This window comes from Candidatus Ornithobacterium hominis (assembly GCF_900538215.1).
Taxonomy (GTDB): Bacteria; Bacteroidota; Bacteroidia; order Flavobacteriales; family Weeksellaceae; genus Ornithobacterium; species Ornithobacterium hominis.
This window is the reverse complement of record NZ_UNSD01000008.1, coordinates 208,999-221,862: the sequence shown is the minus strand read 5'-3', so window position 1 is coordinate 221,862 and position 12,864 is coordinate 208,999. Positions and strand designations below refer to the sequence as shown.

At 33.6% G+C, this 12,864-nt stretch carries 11 protein-coding genes and 1 tRNA gene; 3 read left to right on the top strand and 9 right to left on the bottom strand.

The genetic code is table 11. From position 1 onward, the window contains the following. Positions 1–309: 309 nt before the first annotated feature. The gene (locus D5J18_RS07780; protein ID WP_119058434.1) at positions 310–564 is read right to left on the bottom strand and encodes a GlsB/YeaQ/YmgE family stress response membrane protein; all 255 of its coding nucleotides are present in this window, start codon (positions 562–564) and stop codon (positions 310–312) included. A gap of 330 nt (positions 565–894) precedes the next feature. Between D5J18_RS07780 and glmM the strand changes: the two genes are divergently transcribed. The 3 genes from glmM (at position 895) to D5J18_RS07765 (ending at position 4,903) form a co-directional block, all read left to right on the top strand. Beyond that, complete coding sequence (gene glmM, locus D5J18_RS07775; protein ID WP_119058433.1) at positions 895–2,277, top strand: phosphoglucosamine mutase; 1,383 nt, start codon at positions 895–897, stop codon at positions 2,275–2,277. A 91-nt stretch (positions 2,278–2,368) separates the two neighbouring features. Next, positions 2,369–4,369: a beta-N-acetylhexosaminidase gene (locus D5J18_RS07770; protein ID WP_119058432.1), complete on the top strand. Its 2,001-nt coding sequence runs from the start codon at positions 2,369–2,371 to the stop codon at positions 4,367–4,369. Between the two features lie 458 nt (positions 4,370–4,827). Continuing rightward, positions 4,828–4,903: transfer RNA gene (locus D5J18_RS07765), tRNA-Gly, on the top strand. Positions 4,904–5,144: 241 nt separating this feature from the next. Here the strand turns inward: D5J18_RS07765 and D5J18_RS07760 are convergent. The 8 genes from D5J18_RS07760 to D5J18_RS07725 form a co-directional block, all read right to left on the bottom strand. Next, on the bottom strand, positions 5,145–5,429 hold the full coding sequence (locus D5J18_RS07760) for a DUF4298 domain-containing protein (protein WP_260377576.1): 285 nt from the start codon (positions 5,427–5,429) through the stop codon (positions 5,145–5,147). 73 nt (positions 5,430–5,502) lie between these two features. After that, positions 5,503–6,432 (bottom strand): hypothetical protein, encoded by a 930-nt coding sequence (locus D5J18_RS07755; RefSeq protein WP_133298128.1) that lies wholly within the window; start codon positions 6,430–6,432, stop codon positions 5,503–5,505. A 3-nt stretch (positions 6,433–6,435) separates the two neighbouring features. Beyond that, a complete protein-coding gene (locus D5J18_RS07750; protein ID WP_119058429.1) occupies positions 6,436–7,518 on the bottom strand; it encodes a carbohydrate binding domain-containing protein in 1,083 nt (360 codons plus the stop codon). After that, positions 7,515–8,705 (bottom strand): DUF4856 domain-containing protein, encoded by a 1,191-nt coding sequence (locus tag D5J18_RS07745; protein WP_119058428.1) that lies wholly within the window; start codon positions 8,703–8,705, stop codon positions 7,515–7,517. Before D5J18_RS07745 ends, D5J18_RS07750 begins: the two co-directional genes overlap by 4 nt. 13 nt (positions 8,706–8,718) lie before the next feature. Further along, positions 8,719–9,324: a hypothetical protein gene (locus tag D5J18_RS07740; protein WP_119058427.1), complete on the bottom strand. Its 606-nt coding sequence runs from the start codon at positions 9,322–9,324 to the stop codon at positions 8,719–8,721. Between the two features lie 10 nt (positions 9,325–9,334). Next, positions 9,335–10,372: a DUF4302 domain-containing protein gene (locus tag D5J18_RS07735; protein WP_119058426.1), complete on the bottom strand. Its 1,038-nt coding sequence runs from the start codon at positions 10,370–10,372 to the stop codon at positions 9,335–9,337. Between the two features lie 3 nt (positions 10,373–10,375). Then, complete coding sequence (locus D5J18_RS07730) at positions 10,376–11,350, bottom strand: putative zinc-binding metallopeptidase (protein WP_165844989.1); 975 nt, start codon at positions 11,348–11,350, stop codon at positions 10,376–10,378. Between the two features lie 6 nt (positions 11,351–11,356). Then, the gene (locus D5J18_RS07725) at positions 11,357–12,853 is read right to left on the bottom strand and encodes a RagB/SusD family nutrient uptake outer membrane protein (RefSeq protein ID WP_119058424.1); all 1,497 of its coding nucleotides are present in this window, start codon (positions 12,851–12,853) and stop codon (positions 11,357–11,359) included. Between the last annotated feature and the right edge of the window lie 11 nt (positions 12,854–12,864).

The following is a 12,864-nucleotide window of genomic DNA, read 5'->3' as shown; positions in this document are numbered from 1 at the left end:
ATTTTTTTGAGATGGATTTTTTTTCAAGGTTTTGTATAATCTGAAATAGTTTCCCTTTAAACAATATTTTTTTAATTACATCCAAGGTGGAAGATTATTTCCATTAGATAGAAACTTTTGAAAATTTAAAAACAAGGACTTTAGCTAAAATCACAAGACTAGCAATAATTCAATTTTTGAATATTTTTTTGATAGAAAAAATATTAACATCTTAGAAATAAGCTTCGCCTGATAACACTCAAAATGAGTTAAAGGAATAAAAAAAAGCCTCTGAAAAAATCAAAGGCTTATAAATTTTTATTAACTTATTTATTTTCTTGACATTACAGCGCGGTAGATGAAAAGCAATAAAACTGCACCACCAATAGCTACCAATAAACTTGAGAAATTAAATCCTGTTACATCAACTCCCAAAATCATTGAGCCAAGCCATCCTCCAAGGAAAGCACCTAAAATACCTATAACGATGGTTGCAATCCACCCACCTGGGTCAGCTCCTGGGTGAATCCATTTAGCAACAGCACCTGCAATTAATCCAAAAATAATCCATGATAAAATTCCCATAATAATATAATTTATTTAGTTAACGTATCTCTAAACACAATACTAATGCCAAAATAGAATTCCTCAAGAAATATTTAATTTTTTTGCTAATTTTATGATTTTATTATTAAATTTCAAAATAAATGAGAACTTAAAATCTTAAGCTGCCACAGATTCATTTAGAAAAAGTTATTAAAAATTTTGATTATTTCTTTAAATCATTAATTTAGCCTTATTTAAATTTTTCACTAAGAAAAGTTAATCATTTCAAAAAAATATGTAAGCAAAAACATCGCATCAATATATTTACGTTAATACTGAATTAAACCTAACCAAAAAAAAAATAAAAATATGTCTTTAATTAAATCAATTTCAGGGATTCGAGGAACTATCGGTGGGCGACCTGCAGATAATCTAACGCCCATTGACGCAGTACTTTTCGCCGCTGCTTACGGGCGTTTTATCTCAGAAAAAAATCCTAATACTCCCATTCAGGTCGTCATCGGTAGAGATGCTCGCCTATCAGGAGATATGCTCAATCGCTTGGTTACGGCTACGCTACAGGGCATGGGTATTCATGTGATTGATTGTGGACTTAGCACTACTCCGACTGTAGAAATGATGGTCTCACACTTTGAAGCTCATGGTGGAATCATTCTAACTGCCAGCCATAATCCTAAACAATGGAATGCGCTGAAATTACTGAACGAAAACGGAGAATTCTTAAGCGCAGAGGATGGTGAAAAAATCTTAAAAATAATTGAAAAACAAGATTTTGAATTTGCTGAAGTGAATGATTTAGGCTCATATAAAGCTTTTTATGATGCAATCACTTTACACATCGATAAAATTTTAGCGTTGGATATCATTAATATTTCAGCAATTCAAAATGCAAACTTCAAAGTTGCCATTGATGCTGTGAATTCGACTGGCGGAATCTCCATTCCACCACTTTTGGATCGATTGAATGTTAAATATGAAAAATTATATTGTGAACCTACAGGGCATTTCCCCCACAATCCTGAACCTCTCAAGGAAAATTTAACTGAAATTTCTGAGCTTATAAAAAATGGTGATTTTGATCTAGGAATTGCTGTAGACCCCGATGTCGATCGTTTAGCCATTATTTCAGAAAATGGTGAAATGTTTGGCGAAGAATACACGCTGGTCGCGGTGGCAGATTATGTTCTTAGCAAAACTAAAAGCGATACCGTAAGCAATCTTTCATCTTCACGAGCTTTGCGCGATGTGACTGAAAAACATGGCCAAAATTACTACCCAGCAGCCGTGGGCGAAGTAAATGTGGTGACAAAAATGAAAGAAAAAAATGCTAAAATTGGTGGTGAAGGAAACGGCGGTATTATTTTCCCAGAACTTCATGCTGGTCGAGATGCGATTTTGGGTGTTGCTCTTTTTCTTTCGCATTTAGCTGAAAAAAATATGAAAACTAGCGAATTGAGGGCGACTTATCCTTCTTATTTCATGTCAAAAAATAAAATTCAATTAACGCCAGAAGTCAGCGTAGATGAACTACTAAAAAAAGTGGAAAAGCACTATGCTAGCGAGGATGTAAATACTATAGATGGTGTGAAAATTGACTTTGAAAAAGAGTGGGTTCATCTCAGAAAATCTAATACCGAACCCATTATCCGTATTTACACCGAAAGTTATTCGCAAAAACGAGCCGATGAATTGGCGCAAGAAATGATAAAGAATGTGAGGAATTTAATCTAATTTTTTTTAAGCCTTAATTTTTTTTAAGCCTTAAATAATTAATGTATATTTGAAGTAATTCATTTTTTTTAAGGCTTAAAAAATTATTTCTATGTCTAAAGTATACTATTTCGCAATCTTCTTTTTCTCGCTATTTTTTTTGAATGCTCAAATTTCTATTATTCCGCAACCTCAAAAAATTACTGAAAAAAATGGCTTTTTTAAATTAACACCAAAAACAAAACTTTACTTTAGCCAAAAACCTGAAGAGAGTATTCTTTTGCTGATTGATCAATTTCGTGAAAACACTGGTTTACAGCTAGATCAAAATAAAAAATCAGGTTTGAATCGGTTAAATTTTTTAATCAAACCCAAAGAAAATTTAGCACTTGGTGGATATAAACTCAACATTTCACCTGAAAAAATTGAAGTCATTGCTCAAAATCAATTAGGGTGGTTTCATGCGCTACAGAGCATTCGTCAACTCCTCCCCTTGCCTATTGAAAAGCATGATAATCAGCTAAAAAGTTGGGAACTCCCCGCGGTGGAAATTCTCGATTTCCCTCAGTACACTTGGCGAGGTTTCATGCTTGATGTGAGTCGAACTTTTTTTGATACCAATGTGGTAAAAAAATACCTTGATTTGATGGCTATTTACAAAATGAATACGTTCCATTGGCATTTGACTGATGACCAAGGTTGGCGCATTGAAATTAAAAAATACCCAGAACTTACTTCGCCTAAGACTACAGTATTCCATCATACTGAGAATCAACCTTCTATGAGGAGTGGATTTTATACACAAGATGAAATAAAAGAAGTTGTAAAATATGCACGAGATAGAAACATCACCATCGTCCCAGAGATTGATATCCCAGGGCATTCATGGCCAGTTTTATTGGTTTACCCAGAATTAGGCGTAAATAAAAACACATATCCCAATCATATTTTCCCATTTGTTTCATCATGGGGGTATTGGGGTAATCAATTCACTCCAAATACGCTAGATCCTACCAAAGAAGATGTTTATGCTTTTTTAAAGAATGTTTTCACAGAACTGGCTGAACTTTTCCCTGGCAAATACATCCATTTTGGTGGAGATGAAGTCAAACATGAGTTTTGGAAAAAAGAAGCTCATGTAGCCGAGTTTATGAAAAAAAATAATCTCAAAAATGTGCATGAATTGCAAAGTTATTTTGTGACTCGTGTCTCAGATATTATTCAAGGTTTAGGGAAAAAACCCATTGGTTGGAACGATATTCTAGAAAATGACGCGCATTTACCCAAAGGAACTGCCATCATGAGTTGGCTTGGAGCCAAAGCCGTGAAAGAAGCTACTAGCAAAGGTTTTGGTGCAGTTGCAACGCCTTATTCCCACGTTTATTTAGACATTACACAAGCTGATAGAAATGATGGCACCATGAGTGATTTAGCTTACCGCCACATCAATAGTATTGATAAAATTTATGAGTATAATCCTGCCGAAAATTTAAATCCAGAAGAGCGTAAATTACTTCTTGGGGTGCAAGGAAATTTTTGGTCAGCATTGGCGCAAGACATCAAAGATTTAAACGTGCAAGTTTTACCTCGGTTGATTGCCATTGCAGAATTGGGCTGGACTTCTACAGAAAATAAAAATTTCTCAAGCTTTCAAAAAAGGTTGGAAAAAGAAAAAAAACGACTAGATTTATTGAAGTTTGATTACTATGAGCCAGGAGGTTACATTGTCAATCACTGGAATCCTGAGATGATTTCAGAAGAATATCAATACCTCAGTTTTGATGTTACACCCAAAGTTTATGCCAACGGAACTGCTATGGCGGGGTTCTTTTTTACCCAAGGCGAAAATTATCTTGAAATTGATGGGGCAACTCTTTTAGAAAACGATAAAATTATTTCAGAAGATTTGCATCATGCTTTAGCTGATACCTTCAGAGGTACTAATAAGGTTAAACCTTTCTACTTTAATTTTGATATAAAAAATTATAATCCTAAAGCTACTTACACGGTACAAGCAAAGGTAAGAAGCGTTGGAGGCACTGATTCTTTTGGGAATTTCACTTTCAGGTTAAATCCCGACACTCCTTTTGAAGTGACAGAAGCAGACAAATAATCCTTCTAAGAACTTATTCGAAATTTATTGACCTATAAAACCATTACCGTTTGCCAATAACCTTCATTACTTGGGGAGTTAGCAGACGGTTTTTTCATATATCTAGTAATCCTCAGACATTTATTGGCTACGCTGCATCTGGCAATGACAGTAAGAGTTTGTTTAAAAAGTACGTTTTTTTTCTGCTCGGCTTCAAATTCGGTCATTTTTTTCAAAATCTATTTATTCATACTATATCAATCTGATGAAATTTCTGCCTGCCGAAGAAGGTTGGATTATCGACCGATATTACGGCGTACAATTATTGTTTAATTAGTAACTTGTTTTTCTATTCTCAATAATAATTGAAGTTAATAAGCTGTAAACAAGTTATATACAAATAATGTATTACAAAAATTATTTTTTACCAGGCACAAATGTTTTTTTTAAAAAAATTATTTATATTTGCGCTCACTTTTGCGGGAGTAGCTCAATTGGTAGAGCTTCAGCCTTCCAAGCTGAATGTTGCGGGTTCGAGTCCCGTCTCCCGCTCCATTATTTATCCTCTACACTTTTTACAAGATTTTTTTTAAGCCTTTAAAAATTTTCTATAAAATTAATTATTCTTGACAAGAGATTAAGGTCTTGTTTAATTTCATTCAATATTTTTAGCTTAATTATTTAAATTATTTTTAATAGTTTTTGTTGTAACTTATTTTAGATTTTCACTTAACTATTTAAAAGTCAATTGTATATAATTTTAAATTTTGAAAAGAAATTATTCTCTTTTCAAATATTATTCTGTAGCTTCATTATCTATATACTTAAATGCTGTACGCATCATAGCCAAAGCTAAATAATACATTTCCCCATTCAAATTATAGACACCATCTTCACTGAGGACGCCTTTTGATATGTCACCAAAGTAATTATCTTCATCGGCTTGCATGTCTTTCTGCCATTGCTTGCTGAAATAGTAATCCATCAGTTCGGAATATTTCATATGATGTTTATTCCATTTTTCTTGAATATTTGATAATTCATGTATCATCTTTTCGGTCTCTTGCATTATTTCTCCCATTTCTGAGATAAACTGAGCTGTACTTATTTTTTTATCGTTTTCCATGTTTTTTTTGATTTTTTTACAAAAATATTTATTTCGGCACTACAAATTTATAACCTTTGCCGCGCAATACGATTGATTTGCTACGAATTGCCTCTACCATAAAACTGTGATTCCCTTCTTTCAATTTTCCAAATCCGTTTGGATTAGGAAGTAAATCAATCTTAACGTTGATTCTGTCTCCTACGTTTGGATTTTGTATTGGGGATATTTTTATGACTTTTTGATTGTTATACATTGTATATGCTCCGTATGGGTTAGCAGATTGTGCCATTCGTATTTCACCTCCTTTTCCTTTAATGGCTAAAACGGTAGACATTCCTTTGTAGAGATACCTGTGTGTTGTGTCATAATATCCAAAATCTGTATCATCGCCTTCAGATTTCACCGTCACTTTTATTTTCTTTGGTGGCTGATTCTGTGAGTGAGCTGTAATGGTTGCTTCTGCCTCATAAAAAGCTTTTATTTCAAGAATTTGTGTGTTAGCGTTCCATTTTACATTTAAAGCTTTTTCTGGGTCGTCTACGGTAAGGTTAACGATCTCACTGCCTCCGCTAAGACTTATAAACTTACTTTCATAGGATGGGTAAAGTCTAATGGAATCATGGCTGGAGGTGAGCGCAGGTGGCACTACTGCAATATTAATTTTCTTTTGCTGGTCATGAGATAAAATTGTAGCATAAGTATTACCTTCAAAGAGACCTTTTACCTTTAAAGTGTCATAGCTTATTTTAACTTCAGCAAGCTTGGAATTGGCTACATTCACAGCATATTTTTCGTTTCCTCCGCGGAGCAGAAAAATTTTTGTCGTTTGAGTATTGACTGAAATGGTGTCGGTCTCAAGTCCTTTCAATGTTATTTCTGATAATGAGAGCGTGTCATCTTCTCTACAATTTACCATTGTGAAGGAAATGATGATAAACATTAAAACTAATGAATATATTTTTGTATACTTTATCATAATTTATTTTATTTCTATTTGATATTCTAAGTTCCAAATAAGTTCTGGTGATTCTTCTACAACAATGGATAGGTGGTATTTTTTATTTTCTGGGAAAGTGATTTTATTATTAACAGGTTTTAATTCTACGCCATCTAGGCTATAAGTAATTTTAGCGTCAGCATTTGCTAAATCATTATAATATAATTCCAAGAAACGCTGTTTTAGTTGTCCATTTATAGGTATAGTTCTTAGATGTGGAATACGATTAGAGGAGTTTTTACTCTCCATCATAGCATTTGTTATAAATTTAAGGTCAACGTATTCTGATTTCTCTTCTCCCTTTATTGTACGAATTTTTATAGCGTGAGAAGATTCTGGATTCAGGCCCGTAACAAGGTAAGAATTATCAGCCACTACTACAGCGGGTTTATGGTCTACAATAATTTCCCATTTTATGCTAGCATCATTATTTTTTTCCCACGTGATTAAGGCCTCTCTTTGGTAGGTTCTCACTTTTGTGCCAGTTGGTTTTGATAATTCAATGTTTTTTACTTTTTTTACAAGCACTAACTCTACGTCATCTACCCACACAAGTCCATTATCTATATAGGCTAAGTACATAAAAAAATTGAGTGATGTAACTCCATCAGGTACAGTGAAAATAATTTCCTTCTTTTTCCATTCCGACGTTGGGGTGACCATTTCGTCTCTTTTTTCTTCTTTTGAAACTTGTTGGTTATCTTTAAAAAAATATAGTGTCGTAAGAAGGGTAGAAACAGGGGTTCCATATCTTTTTACATTGCCCCGGTACCAGTACGAAAGTTTATATTCGCAGGAGGAACAAACTGCAATATTTTTATTGTAGACCTCTCCGTAAGGTTTTATAGAACCTCCGTTTGTATAGAGTTTTAGAGAATATTGCCCGTTATGAGGATTATTATCATCTAGGTTATGATAAAGAGACCAGTCTATATACCAATTTTCAGGTTTTCCATTAGATTTTATTTTCTCAAAATCCCCATTTTTTATTAAATTCTCTTGCCCCAAAATACTTATCGCATTGAAAATGAGTAATAGGGTTACTATTCTAGTGGCTTTTTTCATCGTTTAAAATCTTGAATTGTTAGGTTAACTTTATTTCCTATTATTTGAGCTATATTGGCTAATGAACCATCCGTTTTTTCATCTGCAATAAGTCTTTCTTCATCCCAAAATCCATTTTCACCGAGAAGTTTTTGCATCAATTCTTTGGTTTCTTGAGGTTTGAAAATAATTTCTCCATCAGCATTTCTAATGAATTGTAGGGTATAGATCATTCCGTAGCCTTTTGTAATGAAATTAAAAGCTTGTTTTGGATCTTCTTGAATATTAGCATAAAGATTTCGTGTAATCAGTAATTGCATTGTTTTTGCAATAAAAGCTTTAGAGAGTTCTGCACGTACAATTTTCATTTGAGTCAAAGCAAGGTCATGTTGGTATCTACTAGTTTCATGTCTTCCTCTTGCAAAAGCATCATGGATTTTAACATCAATATCTTTTAGCCCAGGAATTCCTTCGAAAGTAATGAGTGGTCGAATTTTAGTAAAATAACCATATGCCATATCCCAATGATGCTCTAATTCTGTATAATTTTTACCCTTTAATAAAATTCCTTTTTCATGTGCACTTCTTAGATTTTCATTTTCAAAAATTCTTTCATCTAGATGTTCGTTAAAAATTTTATCTAAGTAAAGCGAACCCGTAATCAATCGATTAAATAACTCACTTTGGTCGATACCTTTTTCGTCTACAAATATCCTGTTGGAATATCCAATCCCATAGGCTACATAACCGCCCACACCCTCTGAGGCTGGAGTATTCTTTGTCTGAAAAGGATTTTTGGTTCCATACCCGCTTAGTTTTGCTATGTTCTCAAAAATATTTTCAATGTCTTGAATATATTCATCTCTATTCTGTTGATGCAAAGGTGAGGTAGCTATATATCGTTTAGGGTGAATATCGTAAATACCTTGATTGAAAAGTTCATAGACTAAATTATACTCATATTGAGTACTCATTTGGGCTTGTTTTAAATAATTTTTTATTCTATCAATAGGTTTATCTAGATGTGATATTTCATAAAAATCTACGCTACTGTATCCATTTCTACTAAACTTGTATTGTGGTGTAGGTAAAATAGGATATAAATAAGCACTCTCTACGGTTTCTCCACTGATTCTATCTTCGCAAGAAGAGATTGATAGTGAGCTAAATCCTATAATGAGTAGTGGTAATAAAGATGATAATTTCATTTTATATTTTATTTTATGGAAGAATTATATAATTACAATAAGGGTCATTAAGTGGAGTAGGACCTTCTTGATTTTGAGTATGCTGCGTTCTAAGTTTAGGAATAACAACAATACCGTCATCTGCTACGGCTTCTATACTAGCTTTTATAATAGAACCTCTTGGCCCTTTCCCATTTACAGATAGGTACATTGGGTATCCAGACTTTACACGGAAAGAATCCTTCCATAGATTTCCTTCTTCCAAAAGATAGTCTGAATTTTCTTTGTTCCCTACAATTAAAATTTCCCCCTCTGGAGAAAAGAATCTCACACTATAATCTGTATATAGAAAGTCTTCTTCCTCACTTCCCTCCTCTATAGAATACTCTGCCTGAATCCTGATGGTATATTCTCTGCCTTCCGAAATTTCTACTCCAGGGTATTTAATCTTTTCAAGCAATTCCCGAGGATTACAAGGTCTTATTTTTAAATCTTCATAATTATCTTCAGGTTGATCTATTCCTTTAAAAGGAAATAATCTTTGATAATCCTCTGGTATAGGATCTATTTTTTCCTCTGTGCATTGATGGAAAAATAACAGTGTTACGACTGTAAACAAATATATATTTAGTTTTCTCATTTTTTTTAATCTAATTTATTCTAAGTGTTTCATCCCATATTTCAGCTATGTAGCCTGTCTCTTCGCCCTCATTTGTAAGATGTTTTGGGACATAGTGGAATTCCCTTCTTTTGTGGTCATAAACGCGCATTAATTCGCAGATAAATTTATTTCCTTGTTTTTCAAAATCATAAAAAATTAAATCTTTATTGTAACGTATCCCCGCTCGGAATGAAATCCCATAGTAAGTTCCTGTGTAGCCAGAGCCCAAACCTGAACTTTCTACTGGCACAAAAATATTAGGGTCTAAATTTTCTTTTTTGGCAACTGAAAATATATAAAATCTTTTATTGAATATTTCATCAATGAAAGGTTTATTCGTAGTCGCCTTACTCTTCATATAAACATCACTTTTGAAAAACACTCGCCCTCCCCTGCGAATGATAATTTGTGGATTTTTCATAGCTTCAAAAAACTGACGATTTTCTGTTGATTTGCTGAGTAAATCATTGGCAATATCAGCATTTTTTATCTTTTTAAAGACAATATATTCTTTTGCGGGAGAAAGAGTTTTCCCTGATTTGAAAATCAAATTCCCTTCCCAGTCTTCACCGTAATATAGGAAATCTGAAACTCCCTCAAATTTCTGGTTAACAAGAGAGTGGATATAATTAAATGTAGTAAAACTCAACTGAGTATACGTATTTTGGCGGATTTCAAATGCGCTTTCTTTGGGAGTAGAAACTGATTCTTGATTTATATCTGATAGCATCTCCACTGTTCCATTTTTAGAAAAATTCATTTTAAACATAAAGCCACCGTAGCCCAGTCTGCCTTGGAGTGAGCCCTGATTTTCTAATATTTCTTCATGATTAGAAAACAACAAAGAGTCTGTCTTAGGAAAATACATTACCTGCCATCCGTGTGGGGAAGAGGTTAGTTCATCTCTTAATTTTTTTATGCTTTTTGCATTTCTCGCCGAGGGGGATTCTCCTCCGAAATCCTCATGCCTATCACATGAAATAAGCCCAACCAAGCATATAATAAAAATTACTAAATAGCTTTTCATTTTTTATTTTTTTATATAATTCTTCAATCTTTGAACGCTAAATATTTGCATTCTTCTGAAGTTTATTTTCACTTCTTTATTAAAATATTCTTCGACAAAATTTTTCTTCTCCACCAATTCTTTGTGTGCCTGAACGGCTTCGGCATTATAGCGTTCTTGTACTACTGGGTCATCATCATAGTCTGGCTCTGCAGCGGCTTTTCGTGCTCTTTCAAGTTCTGAAAAGGTATTGGTAAATGAAGCGCTAATTATTTCTGAAAAATCATCTTCTGGAGAAAGAAAGGAATGCATTGTAAAAAAACTTCTTTTATTAGCATATTCTTCTATTCCAAAAAATCGTCTTCTATTATCATTTATGCCTACAATATTTTTCAGCAATTCTGTAGAATGATTATGATATCTTGACTGACTAATTTTGAGGAAAGCATCTCTATCGTAGGGGAAGATTTCACCTAATTTTCGGGCAAATTGATGATGTAAATAGCGTGCAAGAATGTAGACTTCTGTATCATTATTCTTATCAAAATTATTAACATTATAGATAAACATTTCAGAGGCTGTAGCGTTCGGGTTATTAATTCTCTCTACCCCATTATCATCTTTGTTCTTCCCGCCAAATAGGTAGATTTTTATAGGCGATTTCCCTTTCATAAAATCCTTTCCTCCTGCCTGTTTATGATTATATGTGTCTAATAAAAGATATTTTATAGCCTGCAGTACTTCTTTTACTTTATCTTTATCAGCAGGATAAACATATGTATTGTCAGGGGTGTTATTCTCATCCCAACGGTACTGAATATTAATTCCATAAGGAATACTGATAGAATCTTTTATCCATTTATCTAGTTCTGTGTTATCACGATGGAGTTTATTTTCTTCTACAACACTTATGTCTGATAATTCTTCTTCTCTGCAAGAAGACAAAAGAAGTGAAGAGACAAAAGTAAGCAGTAATGATTTATAAATTAATTTTTTCATTTTCATCTATCTTTCGTTAGGTTTTAATCCATTTTGTATAGCTTCTTGAGGAAGCTGAAGCGTCTTTCTTGCATCATCCTTTCTAAGTGGCTGATAAAGCGTGTTTTTTGTTTTCCTATTTACAGAAATATAATATCTTCGGAGGTCAAACCATCGCAAGCCTTCTTGGTAGAATTCTTTTTGCCTAAGATGAAGGATGTTTTTTATAAGAGCTAATTGCTGAGTACTCATTCCATAGAAAGGATTATAAATTTCATAATCATTTACACTGGTAGTTGTATAATTTTCTCTTAAACAAAAAGGTTCTGAATTAAATTTCCCTTTAAGGTAAGCCAAAATATCATCTATAGCCTCATCATATCTACCGAGCATTGCCAGTGCTTCCATTCTATTGAGTAGAGTTTCATCCGTTGTCAAAAGAACATTGGTTACCATTAATCCTCTTGGGTTGCTACTCCCTACATTTCCAAAAAGCGAAAGTTCATCAAATTTTGCTTGATATGGATTTGATTCATAAGAAAATATATAGGGCGATTGTAGATTTAGATTTTTAGCATTATCGCAAGAGGTAATTCCTGTTTTATCAAAAATTCGTATTACAGTATTTCTCGTTGAGCCATACCTTTGATTGGTTACATAGCGTGCGTAGCGAGATTCCGTTGTTGTAAGCAAGAGATTAGCGCTTTCATTTGGAGCTGTGTAAGCTGTATAAAGGCTTGTTCTGTTAAATAAAAATTGTTTTTCGTAATCAATCCATTTTCTAAGGAATTCTTTAGGGTCTGGACCAACAACATAGTTGGCATATGATATGACTTTTTCCCAGTCTCCTTTAAAAAGATAGAACCTAGAGGCAAAGGCATAAGCTGCTTTTTTATTAAAATGAAATTTAGGGTTTTTGTAATAAGAATCATTCACTAGAGAGATGCCTAATTTGAGGTCTGCTTCTATTTTCTGATAGACGTCTTCCACAGTAGAACGATCATAGTCTACCCAAGCATTTTTTTCAGGTTTTGTGACATATGGAATCCCCAAGCTTTGTTTTGCCAACTGCGGAGCATAGGGTTTAGACCAAATGTTTACCAGCATGAAATGTAGATACGCTCTCAGTAAAAAAGCCTCTCCATAGAGTGCCTTTACACGTTCAGTTTTAGGGTAAGTTGCCAGCAATTCCAAGGCTTTATTTGCTTGAGCTATACCTGCGTAGCAGGCGTTCCAGTAGTTCAGTGGTGTGTCTAAATCTTCTCGGTCATAATCTTCCCAATAAAACATTGATTCATTAAGTTGATTATGAATTCCATTTTGTCTTTGTTCCACATTATCAGTTCGTGCTTCAAGAAATGGGAAGTAACTTGCCTCTGGATAGGCTCCTGTAAGTAGTTCCGCTATCTTTTCCTCGCTATCTACTGCTAAATTGAGCGATGACTCTGGAATAACTTCTAAATAATCATCACATGATGCAATAAACATCAGGCAAATGAAGTATATGTATATTCTATTGTTCATATCTAAAAAAA

Bases quoted from the DNA above. Each gene is read 5' to 3' on its own strand.
- D5J18_RS07745 (WP_119058428.1), bottom strand. From the start codon at position 8,705: ATGAAATTATCATCTTTATTACCACTACTCATTATAGGATTTAGCTCA.
- D5J18_RS07735 (WP_119058426.1), bottom strand. From the start codon at position 10,372: ATGAAAAGCTATTTAGTAATTTTTATTATATGCTTGGTTGGGCTTATT.
- D5J18_RS07730 (WP_165844989.1), bottom strand. From the start codon at position 11,350: ATGAAAAAATTAATTTATAAATCATTACTGCTTACTTTTGTCTCTTCA.
- D5J18_RS07780 (WP_119058434.1), bottom strand. From the start codon at position 564: ATGGGAATTTTATCATGGATTATTTTTGGATTAATTGCAGGTGCTGTT.
- D5J18_RS07760 (WP_260377576.1), bottom strand. From the start codon at position 5,429: ATGGGAGAAATAATGCAAGAGACCGAAAAGATGATACATGAATTATCA.
- D5J18_RS07755 (WP_133298128.1), bottom strand. From the start codon at position 6,432: ATGATAAAGTATACAAAAATATATTCATTAGTTTTAATGTTTATCATC.
- D5J18_RS07770 (WP_119058432.1), top strand. From the start codon at position 2,369: ATGTCTAAAGTATACTATTTCGCAATCTTCTTTTTCTCGCTATTTTTT.
- D5J18_RS07750 (WP_119058429.1), bottom strand. From the start codon at position 7,518: ATGAAAAAAGCCACTAGAATAGTAACCCTATTACTCATTTTCAATGCG.
- D5J18_RS07725 (WP_119058424.1), bottom strand. From the start codon at position 12,853: ATGAACAATAGAATATACATATACTTCATTTGCCTGATGTTTATTGCA.
- glmM (WP_119058433.1), top strand. From the start codon at position 895: ATGTCTTTAATTAAATCAATTTCAGGGATTCGAGGAACTATCGGTGGG.
- D5J18_RS07740 (WP_119058427.1), bottom strand. From the start codon at position 9,324: ATGAGAAAACTAAATATATATTTGTTTACAGTCGTAACACTGTTATTT.